18 protein-coding genes are annotated in these 18,387 nt (G+C 58.5%); 16 read left to right on the top strand and 2 right to left on the bottom strand.

The annotated features are described in order from the left end of the window. Positions 1 to 44: 44 nt before the first annotated feature. Entirely contained in the window at positions 45 to 485 is a 441-nt protein-coding gene (gene hpaR / locus LJA86_RS16180; RefSeq protein ID WP_045907716.1) for a homoprotocatechuate degradation operon regulator HpaR, read from the bottom strand. Positions 486 to 755: 270 nt separating this feature from the next. Here hpaR and hpaG point away from each other — a divergent pair, with 270 nt between their 5' ends. The 14 genes from hpaG to yjiA all read left to right on the top strand — a co-directional run bounded on the left by hpaG (position 756) and on the right by yjiA (position 15,683). After that, positions 756 to 2,033 carry a 4-hydroxyphenylacetate degradation bifunctional isomerase/decarboxylase gene (gene hpaG, locus LJA86_RS16185; protein WP_229226413.1) on the top strand — a complete coding sequence of 426 codons (1,278 nt, stop codon included), beginning with the start codon at positions 756 to 758 and terminating at the stop codon, positions 2,031 to 2,033. Next, positions 2,030 to 3,496, top strand: a complete 1,467-nt coding sequence (gene hpaE / locus LJA86_RS16190; protein ID WP_025912116.1) for a 5-carboxymethyl-2-hydroxymuconate semialdehyde dehydrogenase — start codon at positions 2,030 to 2,032, stop codon at positions 3,494 to 3,496. Before hpaG ends, hpaE begins: the two co-directional genes overlap by 4 nt. A 2-nt stretch (positions 3,497 to 3,498) precedes the next feature. Further along, a complete protein-coding gene (hpaD, locus tag LJA86_RS16195) occupies positions 3,499 to 4,350 on the top strand; it encodes a 3,4-dihydroxyphenylacetate 2,3-dioxygenase (RefSeq protein WP_014830538.1) in 852 nt (283 codons plus the stop codon). Between the two features lie 9 nt (positions 4,351 to 4,359). Further along, positions 4,360 to 4,740, top strand: coding sequence for a 5-carboxymethyl-2-hydroxymuconate Delta-isomerase (locus LJA86_RS16200; protein WP_111967187.1), 381 nt, complete (start codon positions 4,360 to 4,362; stop codon positions 4,738 to 4,740). Between the two features lie 107 nt (positions 4,741 to 4,847). Then, a complete protein-coding gene (gene hpaH, locus LJA86_RS16205; protein ID WP_024908290.1) occupies positions 4,848 to 5,651 on the top strand; it encodes a 2-oxo-hept-4-ene-1,7-dioate hydratase in 804 nt (267 codons plus the stop codon). Positions 5,652 to 5,660: 9 nt separating this feature from the next. Then, positions 5,661 to 6,458 carry a 4-hydroxy-2-oxoheptanedioate aldolase gene (gene hpaI / locus LJA86_RS16210; RefSeq protein WP_045907712.1) on the top strand — a complete coding sequence of 266 codons (798 nt, stop codon included), beginning with the start codon at positions 5,661 to 5,663 and terminating at the stop codon, positions 6,456 to 6,458. A gap of 21 nt (positions 6,459 to 6,479) precedes the next feature. After that, entirely contained in the window at positions 6,480 to 7,832 is a 1,353-nt protein-coding gene (gene hpaX / locus LJA86_RS16215; protein ID WP_063622611.1) for a 4-hydroxyphenylacetate permease, read from the top strand. Further along, positions 7,804 to 8,694 carry a 4-hydroxyphenylacetate catabolism regulatory protein HpaA gene (gene hpaA / locus LJA86_RS16220; RefSeq protein WP_044597194.1) on the top strand — a complete coding sequence of 297 codons (891 nt, stop codon included), beginning with the start codon at positions 7,804 to 7,806 and terminating at the stop codon, positions 8,692 to 8,694. Before hpaX ends, hpaA begins: the two co-directional genes overlap by 29 nt. Positions 8,695 to 8,889: 195 nt before the next feature. Then, a complete protein-coding gene (gene hpaB, locus LJA86_RS16225; RefSeq protein WP_014168483.1) occupies positions 8,890 to 10,452 on the top strand; it encodes a 4-hydroxyphenylacetate 3-monooxygenase, oxygenase component in 1,563 nt (520 codons plus the stop codon). Between the two features lie 17 nt (positions 10,453 to 10,469). Beyond that, positions 10,470 to 10,979, top strand: a complete 510-nt coding sequence (locus LJA86_RS16230) for a 4-hydroxyphenylacetate 3-monooxygenase reductase subunit (RefSeq protein ID WP_045907710.1) — start codon at positions 10,470 to 10,472, stop codon at positions 10,977 to 10,979. 177 nt (positions 10,980 to 11,156) lie between these two features. Next, positions 11,157 to 12,074 carry a helix-turn-helix transcriptional regulator gene (locus LJA86_RS16235; RefSeq protein WP_126534242.1) on the top strand — a complete coding sequence of 306 codons (918 nt, stop codon included), beginning with the start codon at positions 11,157 to 11,159 and terminating at the stop codon, positions 12,072 to 12,074. A 191-nt stretch (positions 12,075 to 12,265) separates the two neighbouring features. After that, entirely contained in the window at positions 12,266 to 14,419 is a 2,154-nt protein-coding gene (locus tag LJA86_RS16240; RefSeq protein ID WP_024908297.1) for a carbon starvation CstA family protein, read from the top strand. Between the two features lie 96 nt (positions 14,420 to 14,515). Then, positions 14,516 to 14,719: a YbdD/YjiX family protein gene (locus LJA86_RS16245; protein ID WP_003856610.1), complete on the top strand. Its 204-nt coding sequence runs from the start codon at positions 14,516 to 14,518 to the stop codon at positions 14,717 to 14,719. A gap of 10 nt (positions 14,720 to 14,729) precedes the next feature. Further along, positions 14,730 to 15,683 (top strand): GTPase, encoded by a 954-nt coding sequence (gene yjiA / locus LJA86_RS16250; protein WP_229226414.1) that lies wholly within the window; start codon positions 14,730 to 14,732, stop codon positions 15,681 to 15,683. A 68-nt stretch (positions 15,684 to 15,751) separates the two neighbouring features. Here the strand turns inward: yjiA and LJA86_RS16255 are convergent, their stop codons facing one another. Next, positions 15,752 to 17,110, bottom strand: coding sequence for an esterase-like activity of phytase family protein (locus tag LJA86_RS16255; RefSeq protein WP_229226415.1), 1,359 nt, complete (start codon positions 17,108 to 17,110; stop codon positions 15,752 to 15,754). A 411-nt stretch (positions 17,111 to 17,521) separates the two neighbouring features. On the opposite strand from LJA86_RS16255, the gene LJA86_RS16260 reads away from it, so the two are divergent. Together LJA86_RS16260 and LJA86_RS16265 are read left to right on the top strand one after the other, a co-directional pair. Further along, positions 17,522 to 18,067 carry a YfaZ family outer membrane protein gene (locus LJA86_RS16260; RefSeq protein WP_047746519.1) on the top strand — a complete coding sequence of 182 codons (546 nt, stop codon included), beginning with the start codon at positions 17,522 to 17,524 and terminating at the stop codon, positions 18,065 to 18,067. After that, positions 18,067 to 18,387 (top strand): hypothetical protein, encoded by a 321-nt coding sequence (locus LJA86_RS16265; RefSeq protein WP_008501314.1) that lies wholly within the window; start codon positions 18,067 to 18,069, stop codon positions 18,385 to 18,387. The genes LJA86_RS16260 and LJA86_RS16265 overlap by 1 nt, the downstream gene beginning before the upstream one ends.

Genomic DNA, 18,387 nt, shown 5'->3' on the forward strand with positions numbered 1-18,387 from the left:
GGAAAGGGAAAACTTTACGAAATTCATCCTGGAATTTGTGGTTTTTACTCTTCATCCCGCGCTGCGTTATGACGGTTTCCGAGTTCAATAAACTCTTCCAGCAGCGCCGTCAGCTGTTTCATCTTCTCCGGCGTATATTCCGCCTCAATCTGCTGATACGCCTCTTCCACCTGCGCCTGGGCGTGCTCATACAGCGCATTGCCCTCTTTGGTCAGCGAGACGTACAGCTTGCGCTGGTCGTTCACCGGCTTTAAGCGCAGCACCAGACCGTCGCGCTCCATGCGCGTCAGAATGCCGGTCAGGCTCGGGCGCAAAATGCAGGTGCGAAACGCCAGATCGTGAAAATCCATCGACGGATGTTCAGCCAGCACGCGCACAATACGCCACTGCTGCTCGGTCAGATTATGGCGCTTCACAATCGGGCGGAAGTAGGACATCGCCGCTTCCCGCGCCTGCAGCAGCGCGATGGTTAATGAATCATGCATAGCCTGTTCCCTTCACATCATTAACAAGTAAACAAACACGAAAAGATGTTTTTATAAACAACACGTTTTCTGCCAAAAAGTCTAACAGAAACCCATCAATTTTATTAACCAACTGATTTTACTATACATAAAAAAGAATATGTAAATTTATTGTTATTCATATCACAAATTTTTCACTTCTGATTGCGAAATAAACAGCAAAAGCATAAAACCAGATCATTAACATATTAATGAAATATAAGCCGGACCTCCGGCCTGAGGAGTATGTGAATGAAAGGTACCGTTTTTGCCGTCGCCCTCAACCATCAAAGCCAGCGTGAAGCCTGGCGTGAGGCGTTTGAAAAAGCCCCCTACAACACGCCGCCGAAAACGGCGGTGTGGTTTATCAAACCGCATAACACCGTGATTCGCGCGGGCGAGCCCATTCCGTTCCCGCTGGGGGAAACGGTGCTGAGCGGCGCCACGGTCGCGCTGGTGGTCGGTAAAACCGCCAGCAAGGTGCGCGTGGAGGACGCCGCGGAATATATTGCGGGATACGCCCTCGCCAACGAGGTGAGCCTGCCGGAAGAGAGCGTCTACCGCCCGGCCATCAAGGCCAAATGCCGGGACGGATTCTGCCCGCTTGGCGAACCGGTCGCCGTTGATAACGTGGATAACCTGACCATCATCACCGAGATCAACGGCCGCGAAGCGGACCACTGGAACACCGCCGATCTGCAGCGTAACGCTGCCGAACTGCTGAGCGCCCTGAGCGAGTTCGCCACCCTTAATCCCGGCGATGCGATCCTGCTCGGTACCCCGCACAGCCGCGTTGAGATCCGCCCGGGCGATCGCGTGCGTATTCTGGCGGAGGGGTTTCCGCCGCTGGAAAACCCGGTGGTGGATGAACGCGACGTCGCTAACACACACCGCACGCCGCCGCACGCCACGCTGTTTGCCCTCGGTCTGAACTATGCCGATCACGCCAGCGAGCTGGACTTCAAGCCGCCCACCGAGCCGCTGGTCTTTATCAAAGCGCCGAACACCTTCAACGGTGACAACCAGACGGCGGTGCGCCCGAACAACGTCGAGTACATGCACTATGAAGCGGAGCTGGTGGTGGTCATCGGCAAAACGGCGCGTAAGGTGAGCGAAGCCGAGGCGATGGACTATGTTGCGGGCTATACGGTCTGCAACGACTACGCCATTCGTGACTATCTCGAAAACTACTACCGCCCGAACCTGCGGGTGAAAAGCCGCGACGGGCTGACCCCCATTTCCCCCAACATCGTGCCAAAAGAGGCCATTCCCGACCCGCATAACCTCGCCCTGCGCACCTTCGTTAACGGCGAGCTGCGTCAGGAAGGCACCACGGCGGATCTGATCTTCAGCATCCCGTACCTGATTGCGTATCTGAGCGACTTTATGACCCTGCAGCCGGGCGACATGATTGCCACCGGCACGCCGAAGGGGCTCTCCGACGTGGTGCCGGGCGATGAGGTGGTGGTGGAAGTGGAAGGCGTGGGACGCCTGGTGAACCGAATTGTGAGTGAGGAGACGGCAAAATGAAAAAGATTAACCATTGGATCAACGGTAAAAACGTCGCGGGCAGCGACTACTTCCACACCACTAACCCGGCCTCCGGCGAGGTCCTGGCTGAAGTGGCCTCCGGCGGTGAAGCCGAAATCCATCAGGCCGTTGCCGCCGCCAAAGAGGCGTTTCCGAAGTGGGCCAACCTGCCGATGAAGGAGCGCGCGCGCCTGATGCGTCGTCTGGGCGATCTGATCGACCAGAACGTACCGGAGATCGCCGCCATGGAAACCGCCGATACCGGGCTGCCGATCCACCAGACCAAAAACGTGCTGATCCCGCGCGCCTCGCACAACTTCGAATTTTTCGCCGAGGTGTGCCAGCAAATGAACGGCAAGACCTATCCGGTTGACGACAAGATGCTCAACTACACCCTGGTGCAGCCGGTGGGCGTCTGCGCGCTGGTGTCGCCGTGGAACGTGCCGTTTATGACCGCCACCTGGAAGGTCGCGCCCTGTCTGGCCTTAGGTAATACCGCGGTGTTGAAGATGTCTGAACTCTCCCCGCTGACCGCCGACCGTCTGGGCGAACTGGCCCTCGAAGCGGGTATTCCGGCGGGCGTGCTGAACGTCGTTCAGGGCTACGGCGCGACGGCAGGCGATGCGCTGGTGCGGCATCACGACGTGCGCGCGGTCTCCTTCACCGGCGGCACCGCCACCGGACGCAACATCATGAAAAACGCCGGGCTGAAGAAGTACTCCATGGAGCTGGGCGGCAAATCCCCGGTACTGATTTTTGAAGACGCGGATATCGAGCGCGCGCTGGACGCCGCCCTGTTCACCATCTTCTCCATCAACGGCGAACGCTGCACCGCGGGCTCGCGCATCTTCATCCAGCAGAGCATCTACCCGGAATTCGTCAAGCGCTTTGCCGAGCGCGCCAACCGCCTGCGCGTGGGCGACCCGACCGATCCGAACACCCAGATTGGCGCGCTCATCAGCCAACAGCACTGGGAAAAAGTCTCCGGCTATATCCGCCTCGGCATCGAGGAAGGCGCAACCCTGCTGGCGGGTGGCCCGGACAAACCGACCGACCTGCCTGCACACCTGAAAGGCGGCAACTTCCTGCGCCCGACCGTGCTGGCGGATGTTGATAACCGCATGCGCGTGGCGCAGGAGGAGATCTTCGGGCCGGTGGCCTGCCTGCTGCCGTTCAAGGACGAAGCGGAAGGGCTGCGCCTGGCCAACGACGTGGAGTACGGCCTGGCGTCATACATCTGGACCCAGGATGTCAGCAAGGTACTCCGTCTGGCGCGCAATATCGAAGCGGGCATGGTGTTCGTCAACACCCAGAACGTACGCGACCTGCGCCAGCCGTTTGGCGGCGTGAAAGCCTCCGGCACCGGCCGCGAGGGGGGCGAGTACAGCTTCGAGGTGTTCGCGGAGATGAAGAACGTCTGCATCTCCATGGGCGACCATCCGATTCCAAAGTGGGGGATCTGAAAATGGGTAAATTAGCGTTAGCGGCAAAAATCACCCACGTGCCGTCGATGTATCTCTCCGAGCTGCCGGGTAAAAACCACGGCTGCCGCCAGGGCGCTATCGACGGACACAAAGAGATCAGCAAGCGCTGCCGGGAGCTGGGCGTCGATACCATTATCGTCTTCGACACCCACTGGCTGGTGAATAGCGCCTACCACATCAACTGTGCGGACCATTTTTCGGGCGTCTACACCAGCAACGAGCTGCCGCACTTTATCCGCGACATGACTTACGACTACGACGGCAACCCGGAACTCGGCCAGCTGATAGCCGACGAGGCGGTGAAGCTTGGCGTGCGCGCCAAAGCGCACAACATTCCGAGCCTGAAGCTCGAGTACGGCACGCTGGTGCCGATGCGCTACATGAACGCGGATAAGCACTTCAAAGTGGTCTCTATTTCGGCGTTTTGCACGGTTCACGACTTCGCCGACAGCCGCAGGCTGGGCGAGGCCATCGTCAGCGCCATTGAAAAATACGACGGCACCGTGGCGGTGCTCGCCAGCGGCTCGCTGTCGCACCGCTTTATCGACGACCAGCGTGCCGAGGAAGGGATGAACAGCTACACCCGCGAGTTCGACCGCCAGATGGACGAGCGCGTCGTGAAGCTGTGGCGCGAGGGTCAGTTCAAAGAATTCTGCAGCATGCTGCCGGAGTACGCCGACTACTGCTACGGCGAGGGCAATATGCACGACACGGTGATGCTGCTGGGCATGCTCGGCTGGGACAAATACGACGGCAAGGTGGAGTTTCTCACCGAGCTGTTCGCCAGCTCCGGCACCGGCCAGGTCAACGCCGTTTTCCCTCTGCCCGCGTAAGGAGCCACCATGCCGCACTTTATTGCTGAATGTACCGACAACATCCGCGAGCAGGCCGACCTGCCGGCGCTGTTCGCCAAAGTGAACGAGGCGCTCGCCGCCACGGGCATCTTCCCGCTCGGCGGTATCCGCAGCCGCGCCCACTGGCTGGACACCTGGCAGATGGCCGACGGAAAACACGATTACGCCTTTGTCCATATGACGCTGAAGATTGGCGCGGGGCGCAGTCTGGAGAGCCGGGAAGCCGTGGGGGAGATGCTGTTTGGGCTTATCAAAGCGCACTTCGCTGAGCTGATGGCGAGCCGCTACCTGGCGCTGTCGTTTGAGCTCGACGAGCTGCACCCGACGCTCAATTACAAACAGAACAACGTGCACGCGTTGTTTAAGTAGACATCTTTTCCGCCCGGTGACGCTTCGCTTACCGGGCCTACAACGGCCCCGAACGTAGGCCGGGTAAGCGCAGCGCCACCCGGCGACAGCCGCATAAAGGATACGCCATGCTCGACAAACATACCCATACCCTGATCGCCCACCGTCTGCATCAGGCGGAACAGTCCCGGGAGCAGATCCGCGCGATCTCGCTGGACTATCCGGAGATTACGATTGAAGACGCCTACGCCGTCCAGCGCGAATGGGTGAGCCTGAAGATCGCCGAAGGCCGCGTGCTGAAGGGCCACAAGATCGGCCTCACCTCTAAAGCGATGCAGGCCAGCTCGCAGATCAGCGAGCCGGACTACGGCGCACTGCTGGACGACATGTTCTTCCATGACGGCAGCGACATTCCCGTCGATCGCTTTATCGTCCCGCGCATTGAAGTGGAGCTGGCGTTCGTGCTGGCAAAACCGCTGCGCGGCCCGAACTGCACGATCTTCGACGTCTATAACGCCACGGACTACGTCATCCCCGCGCTGGAGCTGATCGACGCCCGCTGCCACAACGTCGACCCGGAGACCCAGCGTCCGCGCAAGGTCTTCGACACCATCTCCGATAACGCCGCCAACGCGGGCGTGATCCTCGGCGGCCGTCCGATTAAGCCCGACGAGCTGGACCTGCGCTGGATCTCCGCCCTGCTCTACCGCAACGGCGTGATCGAAGAGACCGGCGTGGCCGCAGGCGTCCTGAACCACCCGGCCAACGGCGTGGCGTGGCTGGCCAACAAGCTTGCGCCGTACGACGTGCAGCTTGAGCCTGGCCAAATCATTCTCGGCGGCTCGTTTACCCGCCCGGTGCCCGCCAGCAGAGGCGACACCTTCCACGTCGATTACGGCAACATGGGCTCCATCAGCTGCCGCTTTGTCTAGGAGAGCACGATGCAAAACGCATTTAAAGCGGCGCTAAAAGCAGGCCGTCCGCAAATTGGGTTATGGCTGGGGCTGACCAGCAGCTACAGCGCCGAGCTGCTGGCCGGCGCAGGCTTCGACTGGCTGCTGATCGACGGCGAGCACGCGCCGAACAGCGTGCAGACCGTCTTAACCCAGCTGCAGGCTATCGCCCCTTATCCCAGCCAGCCGGTGGTCCGCCCGTCGTGGAACGACCCGGTGCAGATCAAACAGCTGCTGGACGTGGGTGCACAAACCCTGCTGGTGCCGATGGTGCAAAACGCCGACGAAGCGCGTCTGGCGGTACGTGCCACCCGCTACCCGCCTGCGGGCATTCGCGGGGTGGGCAGCGCCCTGGCACGCGCGTCGCGCTGGAACCGCATTCCCGATTACCTGCAGCAGGCCAACGACGCCATGTGCGTGCTGGTGCAGATTGAAACCCGCGAGGCGCTGAAAAATCTGCCGCAGATCCTGGACGTGGAAGGCGTCGACGGCGTGTTTATCGGCCCGGCGGATCTGAGCGCCGACATGGGCTTTGCCGGCAATCCGCAGCACCCGGAAGTGCAGGCCGCCATTGAGCAGGCGATCGCGCAGATACGCGCTGCCGGTAAAGCTCCCGGCATCCTGATGGCGAATGAACCGCTGGCAAAACGCTATCTTGAGCTCGGCGCGCTGTTTGTTGCCGTCGGGGTCGACACTACCCTGCTTGCCCGCGGCGCGGAAGCGCTGGCGGCACGCTTTATCGAAACACCGGTTACGTCAGTTCATAACAATAAATCCGTCTACTAAACGTAAGATCTGGAGCGCACCATGACGACCTCTACCCTGCAAACCCATGATAATAAAGCTGTTGAACACCGCGTCATTCACAAGCTGTTCCGACGCCTGATCGTCTTTCTCTTTATCCTGTTTGTCTTCTCGTTCCTCGATCGCATCAACATCGGCTTCGCCGGGCTGACAATGGGTAAAGATCTGGGCCTCACATCAACCATGTTTGGCCTGGCCGCGACGCTGTTTTACGTCACCTACGTACTGTGCGGCATCCCGAGCAACATCATGCTGGCGAAGATCGGCGCACGCCGCTGGATCGCCGGGATCATGGTGGTATGGGGTATTGCCTCTACCTGCACCATGTTCGCCACCAGCCCCGAGACTCTCTACGTCCTGCGCATGCTGGTGGGCATTGCCGAAGCCGGTTTTCTGCCGGGTATTCTGGTCTATCTCACCTGGTGGTTCCCGGCCTATCACCGCGCCCGCGCCAACGCGCTGTTTATGATTGCTATGCCGGTCACCATGATGCTCGGCTCGATCCTCTCCGGCTACATTCTGGCGATGGACGGACTGTGGAACCTCAAGGGCTGGCAGTGGCTGTTCCTGCTGGAAGGGCTGCCGTCAGTGGTGCTCGGCGTGGTGACCTGGTTTTACCTCAACGACACGCCGGACCAGGCCACCTGGCTGGATGAGGACGAAAAGCAGGCGCTCAAAACGATGATCGCCCGCGAGCAGGAGGTCGCGATTGCCCAATCCGTCACGCCGCGTTCGACGCTGCGCGAGGTGCTGACCCCGGCGGTGCTGCTCTACACGCTGGCCTACTTCTGCCTGACCAATACGCTGAGTGCGATCAACATCTGGACGCCGCAGATCCTGCAAAGCTTCAACACGGGAAGCAGCAATATCGTCATCGGCCTGCTGGCAGCGATCCCGCAGTTCTGCACCATCCTCGGGATGATCTGGTGGAGCCGCCGTTCCGACAGGCTGAAAGAGCGAAAAAAGCACACCATCCTGCCGTACCTGTTCGCCGCGGCGGGATGGATGCTGGCCTCCGCGACGGATCACAGCCTGATCCAGCTGCTTGGCATCATCATGGCCTCAACCGGATCGTTTACCGCCATGGCGATATTCTGGACCACGCCGGATCGGGTTATTAGCCTGCAGTCCCGCGCGGTGGCGCTGGCGGTGATCAACGCCATCGGCAACGTCGGCTCCGCCGTCAGCCCGCTGCTGATTGGGATCCTGCGCGACGCGACCGGCAGCTTCAGCTCGGGGCTGTGGTTTGTGGCCGGGCTGCTGGTGGTCGGCGCGCTGGTGCTGACGCGCATTCCGATGACGCAGCGGGATCAACAGAGGAACGATCATGTGCCAGAACCCTATCGCCAACATTGATATCAGCAAGGAGTACGACGAAAGTCTGGGCACCGACGATGTGCACTACCAGTCGTTCGCCCGCATGGCGGCCTTTTTTGGCCGCGACATGCAGGCGCATCGTCACGACCAGTACTTTCAGATGCACTTTCTCGATACCGGGCAAATCGAGCTCCAGCTCGACGATCACCGCTACTCGGTGCAGGCGCCGCTGTTCGTCCTCACGCCGCCGTCGGTGCCGCACGCGTTTATCACCGAATCCGACAGCGACGGTCACGTGCTGACGGTGCGCGAGGATCTGATCTGGCCGCTGCTGGAGGTGCTCTACCCCGGCACGCGGGAGGCCTTTGGCCTGCCGGGGATCTGCCTCTCGCTTGCCGACAGGCCGGACGAGCTGGCGGCGCTGAAGCACTACTGGCAGTTGATTGCCCGGGAATCCACGGAGCAGCTGCCCGGGCGCGAGCATACCCTGGTCCTGCTGGCGCAGGCGGTGTTTACCCTGCTGCTGCGCAACGCGAAGCTCGACGACCACGCCTCAGGCGGCATGCGCGGCGAGCTGAAGCTGTTCCAGCGCTTTACCCAGTTGATCGACACCCACTACCATCAGCACTGGACGGTGCCGGAATACGCCAGCGAGCTGCACCTGACCGAATCTCGCCTGACCGATATCTGCCGCCGCTTCGCCAACCGCCCGCCAAAACGCCTGATCTTCGACCGCCAGCTGCGGGAGGCCAGGCGCCTACTGCTCTTCTCCGACAGCACCGTCAGCGAGATTGCCTGGCAGCTGGGGTTCAAAGATCCGGCCTATTTCGCCCGCTTTTTTAACCGCTTAGTGGGGTGCTCTCCCAGCGCATACCGGGCGCAGAAAGTACCGGTTTCCTGAACGCATCACGGTTCGTAGGGCGGGTAAGCGCAGCGCCACCCGCCGAAAAGCCGCCCAGATCACAAAACCACATCCCACCCGAAAAGTACCCGTCGTTGTCCCAATCGTCCCTTCACGTTACGTCCCTCTCAGGCTTCAATTAAACAACAAAAACAAAACATAAATTTAACAACCCTATTCCGATACGAGGTCCCTATGAAGCCTGAAGATTTCCGCGCAGACGCCAAACGCCCGTTAACCGGTGAAGAGTATTTAAAAAGCCTGCAGGACGGACGCGAGATTTATATCTACGGCGAGCGCGTCAAAGACGTCACTACCCATCCGGCGTTTCGCAATGCGGCGGCCTCCATCGCGCAGATGTATGACGCGCTGCACAAGCCGGACATGCAGGACACGCTGTGCTGGGGCACCGACACCGGCAGCGGCGGCTATACCCACAAGTTCTTCCGCGTGGCGAAAAGCGCCGACGACCTGCGCCAGCAGCGCGATGCCATCGCCGAGTGGTCGCGCCTGAGCTACGGCTGGATGGGCCGCACGCCGGACTATAAAGCCGCGTTCGGTTGTGCGCTGGGCGCCAACCCGGCCTTCTACGGCCAGTTCGAGCAGAACGCCCGGAACTGGTACACCCGCATTCAGGAAACCGGCCTGTACTTCAACCACGCCATCGTTAACCCGCCGATCGACCGCCACAAGCCAGCGGACGAGGTAAAAGACGTCTACATCAAGCTGGAGAAAGAGACCGACGCCGGGATTATCGTCAGCGGCGCGAAAGTGGTGGCGACCAACTCCGCCCTGACCCACTACAACATGATCGGGTTCGGTTCCGCGCAGGTGATGGGCGAAAACCCGGACTTCGCGCTGATGTTCGTCGCGCCGATGGATGCCGAGGGCGTGAAGCTGATCTCCCGCGCCTCCTACGAGATGGTGGCAGGCGCAACCGGATCCCCGTACGACTACCCGCTCTCCAGCCGCTTTGACGAGAACGACGCCATCCTGGTGATGGATCACGTGCTGATCCCGTGGGAAAACGTGCTGATCTACCGCGATTTCGACCGCTGCCGCCGCTGGACGATGGAAGGCGGCTTTGCGCGAATGTACCCGCTGCAGGCCTGCGTGCGCCTGGCGGTGAAGCTCGACTTCATCACCGCTCTGCTGAAGAAATCCCTGGAGTGCACCGGCACCCTGGAGTTCCGCGGCGTGCAGGCGGATCTCGGCGAAGTGGTGGCCTGGCGCAACATGTTCTGGGCGCTGAGCGACTCCATGTGTTCCGAAGCCACGCCGTGGGTCAACGGCGCGTATCTGCCGGATCATGCCGCGCTGCAGACCTACCGCGTGATGGCCCCGATGGCCTACGCCAAGATCAAGAACATCATCGAGCGTAACGTCACTTCCGGGCTGATCTACCTGCCGTCCAGCGCCCGGGACCTGAACAACCCGCAGATCGACCAGTATCTGGCGAAATACGTGCGCGGCTCCAACGGCATGGATCACGTCGAACGCATCAAGATTTTGAAGCTGATGTGGGATGCCATCGGCAGCGAGTTTGGCGGCCGTCACGAGCTGTACGAAATTAACTACTCCGGCAGCCAGGATGAGATCCGCCTGCAGTGTCTGCGCCAGGCGCAGAGCTCCGGCAACATGGACAAGATGATGGCGATGGTCGACCGCTGCATGTCCGAATACGACCAACACGGCTGGACGGTGCCGCACCTGCACAATAACAGCGATATCAACATGCTGGATAAGCTGCTGAAATAGCGCAGCGGGAGGTTTTCATGCAATCAGAACAACGCCTGCGTTTTCGCGACGCGATGGCCAGCCTGTCGGCCGCGGTCAATGTTGTCACCACCGAGGGTGAGGCCGGACGCTGCGGCATCACCGCCACCGCCGTCTGCTCGGTCACGGACACCCCGCCGTCGGTGATGGTATGCATCAACGCCAACAGCGCCATGAACCCGGTATTCCAGGGCAACGGCAGGCTGTGCGTTAACGTGCTGAACCACGAGCAGGAGATCATGGCTCGCCATTTCGCCGGGATGACCGGTATGACGATGGAGGATCGCTTTGCCCTCTCCTGCTGGCAGAAAGGGCCGCTGGCGCAGCCGGTACTCAAGGGCGCGCTGGCCAGCCTTGAAGGCGAAATAAGCCAGGTGCAAACCATCGGCACGCATCTGGTTTATCTTGTTGAAATTAAAAACATCATCCTGAGTGATGCGGGCCACGGCCTGATCTACTTCAGGCGCCGTTTCCACCCGGTCATGCTGGAGACGGAAGCCGCCGTATGATCTCCCTCGCGCTGGCCTTTTTTCCGGCCAGCGCCGCTTTCTACAAAAACTCCTAAGGTTTCCGCTAAATCACGCCGTTATATACCCATAAGAGAAATTTTCTGTGCCTGAATACTGACAGGTTGTGTCAGTGCCCCCGCATCATTCAGCGCATGCCTATATATACAGGATGACCTTATGGCTAAAACGACGCGGAGCCGCTCGGCTGAACGTCTGGTCGATATTCTCCTTGAGCTACATTTAAACGGTGTGGTAAACCGCAGTGCGCTAATGGAGAAATTTAAAATTACCGAGCGCACCGTCTATCGGGATTTAAATGCACTCTCTCCCATTGTTGAACATACCGGTAACGGGCTATATCGTCTGATTCATTCTGCACAATCGCCCGGCGGACAAGGATTGCACCACACTCTGGCTAACTTTCTGAATGCCGACAGCTTTTTCCCTGAAAGAAATACGGAATTCTGGCAAAAGCTTGAAACGCGCGTAGACGAAAACCATATTCTTATTCTTGGTAATGAAGCGGAACACACGTTAGAACGCGATATTCGCCGTCATTTAACGAAAGTCGAGAAATCGATTAAAAACCATAATGTTTGCCAGATCGTTTATAAGGGCAAAACCCGCCTGATTAATCCCTATAAACTCATTAACAAAAAAAATATATGGTATTTACAAGCCACCGAAAATAGCCGGCTGAAATCCTTCTCATTGAGCCAGATTAGCTGGTTTGATATTCAGAAAACGACCTTCACTCCTGAAGAAAATGTCCTTGAGCTGCTGGAAAAAAGCCTTGATCCCTGGGTGTCCGAAGATACTTTCGTGGTGAAAATATTCATTAAAGATAATATTTCACATTACTTCCTGCGCCGCGATCTTCTGCCGGAACAGGAGCTGCTGGAGGAGCAACAGGGCGGCGTCACGCTGCGCTGCCAGGCGGCCCACGAGAACCAGATCCTGCCGCTGCTGTTCTACTGGCTCCCCCATATTCAGATACTGGAACCAAGCTGGCTGAAGGAGAAGCTCATCAGGACGCTGGAAAGCTATCTGGCCGTGGAGCGTACCCCGAATAATCAAGTGATCTCAATCACATAATTTAGCCCACTGGCGGCGAGCCGAAACCGCTCGTCGCCGCCTTTGACCGCTCACCCGGCACTTTCAACCACTCATTCATTTACCGTCCTTTACACGCGCGAGGATCTGGCACGATCGCTCCAGCATTAATCAATACCTCCTCACAACGAACCCTGACCCTTTTTTCTTTACATAAAAAACCAGGTCTTACTATGGATACTAAAAAACTACTGAAGCACGTGCCCTGGGCCTTACTCGGGATCCTCGGCGCTTTTTGTCTGGCGGTTGTCGCATTACGCCGGGGCGAACACGTAAGCGCCCTATGGATCGTGGTCGCGTCGGTTTCCGTCTACCTTGTGGCTTATCGCTACTACAGCTTATACATCGCGCAGAAGGTCATGAAGCTCGACCCGACGCGTGCCACCCCGGCGGTCATTAACAATGACGGCCTGAACTACGTGCCAACCAACCGCTACGTGCTGTTTGGTCACCACTTTGCCGCGATCGCCGGTGCGGGCCCGCTGGTCGGCCCGGTACTGGCCGCGCAGATGGGCTACCTGCCGGGTACGCTCTGGCTGCTGGCGGGCGTGGTGCTGGCGGGTGCGGTGCAGGACTTTATGGTGCTGTTTATCTCTTCTCGCCGTAACGGCGCCTCTCTGGGTGAGATGGTCAAAGAGGAGATGGGCCGCGTACCGGGGACTATCGCCCTGTTCGGTTGCTTCCTGATCATGATCATCATCCTTGCGGTGCTGGCCCTGATCGTGGTGAAAGCGCTGGCCGAAAGCCCGTGGGGTGTCTTCACCGTCTGCTCTACCGTACCGATTGCGCTGTTCATGGGGATCTACATGCGATTCCTGCGTCCGGGACGCGTGGGTGAAGTGTCGGTGATTGGTATCGTACTGCTGGTCGCCTCCATCTACTTCGGCGGCGTGATTGCGCACGACCCGTACTGGGGCCCGGCGCTGACCTTCAAGGACACCACTATCACCTTCGCGCTGATTGGCTATGCATTTATCTCCGCGCTGCTGCCGGTCTGGCTGATTCTGGCCCCGCGTGACTACCTGGCCACCTTCCTTAAAATCGGCGTTATCGTCGGTCTGGCGATCGGCATCCTGCTGATCAACCCGGATCTGAAAATGCCTGCGGTAACGCAGTACATCGACGGTACCGGCCCGCTGTGGAAAGGCGCCCTGTTCCCGTTCCTGTTCATCACCATTGCCTGCGGTGCGGTCTCCGGCTTCCACGCCCTGATCTCCTCCGGTACCACGCCTAAGCTGCTGGCGAACGAGAAAGACGCACGTCTGATCGGCTACGGCGCGATGCTGATGGAGTCCTTCGTAGCGATCATGGCGCTGGTTGCCGCGTCCATCATCGAACCGGGTCTGTACTTTGCGATGAACACCCCACCGGCGGGTCTCGGCATTACGATGCCTAACCTGCATGAGATGGGCGGCGACAACGCGGCGCTGATTATGGCGCAGTTGAAAGACGCCAGCGCACACGCGGCGGCGACCGTCAGCTCCTGGGGCTTCGTGATTTCGCCTGAGCAGATCATGCAGACCGCGAAAGACATCGGCGAACCGTCCGTGCTGAACCGCGCCGGTGGCGCACCGACGCTGGCCGTCGGTATCGCACACGTGTTCCACAAAGTGCTGCCGTGGGCGGACATGGGCTTCTGGTACCACTTCGGTATTCTGTTCGAAGCGCTGTTCATCCTCACCGCGCTGGACGCCGGTACCCGTGCGGGCCGCTTCATGCTGCAGGACCTGCTCGGTAACTTCGTGCCGTTCCTGAAGAAAACCGACTCTCTGGTAGCGGGCATTCTGGGTACGGCGGGCTGCGTCGGCCTCTGGGGCTACCTGCTGTATCAGGGCGTTGTCGACCCGCTCGGCGGCGTGAAGAGCCTGTGGCCGCTGTTCGGTATCTCTAACCAGATGCTGGCTGCCGTGGCGCTGGTGCTCGGCACCGTGGTACTGGTGAAGATGAAGCGCACCAAATACATCTGGGTCACCGTGGTTCCTGCGCTGTGGCTTCTGCTCTGCACCACCTGGGCGCTTGGCCTGAAGCTGTTCAGCGCCAACCCGCAGCTGGAAGGCTTCTTCTTCATGGCTAACCAGTACAAAGAGAAGATTGCCGCAGGCGGCGCAGACCTGACTGCCCAGCAGATTGCCAACATGAACCATATCGTGGTGAACAACTACACCAACGCGGGTCTGAGCATTCTGTTCCTGGTGGTGGTGTACAGCATTATCTTCTACGGCATCAAAACCTGGTTGAAAGTGCGTAACGCTGAAGGCCGCACGGATAAAGAAACCCCGTACGTGCCGGTGCCGGAAGGCGGCGTGAAGACCTCTTCACACCACTAACACAATGGCGGGTGGCGCTGCGCTGACCCGCCCTACAACGGTACTGTAGGCCCGGATCGCTGCGCGCCACCGGGCTTTTTCTTATCAGGACACGTTATGTTTGGTAACTTAGGCGAAGCAAAAAAATACCTCGGTCAGGCGGCGAAAATGCTGATTGGCATTCCGGACTATGACAACTACGTTGAGCATATGAAGACCAACCATCCGGATAAGCCATACATGACCTACACCGAATTCTTCCGCGAGCGTCAGGAAGCGCGCTACGGCGGAAGTGGAGAAGGCGGCGTCCGCTGCTGCTAAAGGAGAGACCATGACCCCGATTGCCGTTACCCTGCTGACCGGTTTCCTCGGCGCCGGTAAAACCACCCTGCTGCGCCACATTCTCAACGAGCAGCACGGCTTCAAAATCGCCGTCATCGAAAACGAATTTGGCGAAGTCTCCGTAGACGACCAGCTGATTGGCGATCGCGCCACGCAGATCAAAACCCTGACCAACGGCTGCATCTGCTGCACCCGCTCTAACGAGCTGGAAGACGCCCTGCTGGACCTGCTCGACAGCCGCGATCGCGGTGAAATCGACTTTGACCGTCTGGTGATCGAGTGCACCGGCATGGCCGACCCCGGCCCGATTATTCAGACCTTTTTCTCTCACGAGATCCTCTGTCAGCGCTACCTGCTGGACGGCGTCATTGCCCTGGTCGATGCGGTCCACGCCAATGAGCAGATGAATCAGTTCACCATCGCCCAGTCTCAGGTGGGCTACGCCGACCGCATCCTGCTGACCAAAACCGACGTGGCGGGCGAAAGCGTTAAGCTTCGCGAGCGCCTGACGCGCATCAACTCCCGCGCGCCAATTTACACGGTGACGCACGGCGATATCGACCTGTCCCAGTTGTTCAACACCAACGGCTTTATGCTGGAGGAGAATGTCACCGCGAAACCGCGCTTCCACTTTATGGGAGACAAGCAAAACGACGTGGCGTCGATTGTGGTGGAGCTGGATTATCCGGTAGATATCAGCGAGGTTTCCCGCGTGATGGAGAACCTGCTGCTGTCGTTTGCCGACAAGCTGCTGCGCTACAAGGGGATGCTGTGGATTGACGGCGAGCCCAACCGCCTGCTGTTCCAGGGCGTGCAGCGCCTGTACAGCGCCGACTGGGACCGACAGTGGGGCGATGAACCGCCGCACAGCGTGATGGTGTTTATTGGTATACAGCTGCCGGAAGAGGAGATTCGGGCGGCGTTTGCGGGTCTGAAGAAATAGCCTCCCCGCTTAACTATGCGCTCCGAACAATCCCCTCTCCCCTGTGGGGAGAGGGGTGAGCGGTAAACTTATTTCACCGCCTCCGGCAGCGTCACAATCCACAGCTCGCTGTCGGACTCCGGCTTCTTCAGCGGCTTCACGCTGAGCGTGGTTTCCACCGGTTTATCATCCAGCGTCAGCTTACCTTCCGCGTTTACCCGGTAATCCTTAAGCTTCTTGCCCTCGACCGGGTTTTGCATCGCCACCTTTACGCCAAAATCGTTATCGTTCGCCACCGCAAGCGTTTTGCTGTCGATCAGCGCCAGCCCTTCAGCCTTCTCCTGCTGCCAGCCCAGCGCGCGGAGATCGACCACCTGCGTTTTTGACGCAAGCGTAATGCCGCGCTGCGCCAGGGTTTTCTCATCATCAAATTCCGGGTACTCGCCCGGCTTGTCGAAGGCGGAAAGATCGCTCGCCTTGCTGAGATCCACCTTGTAAATCAGGTTACGCATTCCGTCGTTTTTATCGCTTCCCTGCTCAATCAGCAGGATGTGCTGATTATCGAGCGCCACGATGTCGCCGATTTTGGCGTCGCTGTTTTTGTCGTAGGCCGCGCTGTCGATAGGGTAACCGTACATCGCGGTTTTGCCGGTCGCCGGGTCAAAGCTCACCAGACGGGTGAACAGCGCCTGCTTTTTGCTCTTACCGTCGATGTCCAGCGTGCTTTGCACCGCGGCGATAATGCGTCCGTCCGGCATCCGGGTCAGGCCTTCAAAGCCCCGGTTGGGCTGGCGCCATTTGATGATGTTTGGCAGACCGCCCGCGATGGATTTTTCCCCTTCCGCGGCCTGCGGCCCGTGGATCGCGAGGATCTTGCCTTTGCTGTCGACGTTAATCAGGAACGGGCCGTACTCGTCGCACAGCCAGTAGCCGCCTTTGCCGTCCGGCGTGATGCCTTCCGTATCCAGTCCGCGGTTGTCACCCTTGAGCGTCTTTAAGGTATCGCTGAACGCCACTTCATTGGTGGAACCAATCACGCCGCTTTGCAGCGGCAGACCGTTAATCTCGCCTTTATCGTCATGCAGCGGGCGGGCATCAACCGCCTCCGCTTTGCCGTTCTGGACGCGGATGGTCATCAGCAGCGGCGCGAAATCTGGCGTGACAAATATTTTGGCTTCGTTTTTACCCATTTTTGGCGCATCGGCGTTGGGACCGCGATCGGTCACGGTCGCAAACGTCAGGGCATCGCCCTGCTTGCCCGTAAACAGCAGGCCAGAGCCAATCCCCACCGGGAGCCCGTTCGGGAACGCATCGGCAAACGCGCCGCTGTATTTCACATGGGAGTCCTCAGGGAAGCTGACGACATAGCGCTCAGCGGTAGGCTGTGCCGCCAGGCCAGAGAAAGAGAGCGCACAACCGATAAGCACAGGAATAATTTTTCTTTTCATATTGTTAGCATCCAGTAAGTGAAGCCAACAACGTAAAGAATAAACGTGTCAGAAAAATGACATGGAAAGGCAATCGGCATGGGCGAGTGAACGTATATTCATTGCCCGGAAATGTAAGGTTATGTTGTATTGTGTGTCATCTGAAATACTTTTGGAAATTATTAGAAACTCAATTAATTCGCCTCTAATCACTATCCCTTCCTCGTTCAGTTTATGTTTAGTCAAAAAATTAAACGATGCCTAAACGTCCGAACATCACGCGTTGACACCTCGACAATCAAACATAGATGCAACATTTCAAATAAAAAAGTTAACAATATCAGCATAAAACAGCGACCTTCATCACATTTGCAGTCATAAACATCGCTTGTTAAGGTGCCCCCAGATGAATTTAATGACGAGGCATAAAACATGAAAAAACTGAATATCCTTCTTCTTTCTGCTCTGACCGCCCTCTCGGGTTCCGCTCTGGCAATGGGTGGCAGCATTGAGCAGGGTAAAAACTTTACCAACCTCAACCTGGAAATGGGGAAATCCTCATCCGGCCTGTATGCCGAAAGCAACTGGCTTAAAAACACCGATGACGGTACCCAGACCGGCGGCGTGGGCGCAGGCTACAACCTGGAAGTGGGCCCGGTAATGCTGAATGCGGGTGCCAAAGCCATCTACATCGGCCCGAAAAAAGGCGATAACGGCGTGGCGTTCCCGATCGGCGGCGGCGTAAACGTTGCCCTGACCGACAGCATCCACGTGTACGGTGAAGGCTACGTGGCGCCAGAAGGGCTGAACAACAGCGTGAAAAACTATGTGGAAGCCAATGGTGGCGTAAGCTGGACGCCGATCGCGCCGGTGACCCTGAAAGTGGGCTACCGCCACGTGAGCGTTGATGGTAAAGACGGTCGTCCGAACCACACGCTGATTGACGGCGCATATGTAGGCGGTGGAGTCACCTTCTGATGAAACACCGCATGACCGCGCTTTGCGTTCTGAGCCTCACGCTGATGCTCACCGGCTGCGTCCAGTACAAATGGGTGAAACCGGGCGTCAGCGACGCGGAAATGAATAAAAAGCTCACGGAATGCGAAGCGCAGGCACTGATCGATCTTCCCCCGGATAACGTGGTGACCGGTTCGAGCTCGGAAAAAACGGACAAATCGAAAAAGAAAAAGGATATTTCCACGAGCTACACGGTTGAAGATGCGAATGAATATCGCCGGGATACGCTGGTTGACAGCTGCATGTTTAAAAGCGGCTGGGACAAGATCGAAGTGCAATAA

Origin of the sequence: Enterobacter sp. TCD1-1 (assembly GCF_020567405.1) — a bacterium.
Taxonomy (GTDB): domain Bacteria; phylum Pseudomonadota; class Gammaproteobacteria; order Enterobacterales; family Enterobacteriaceae; genus Enterobacter; species Enterobacter quasiroggenkampii.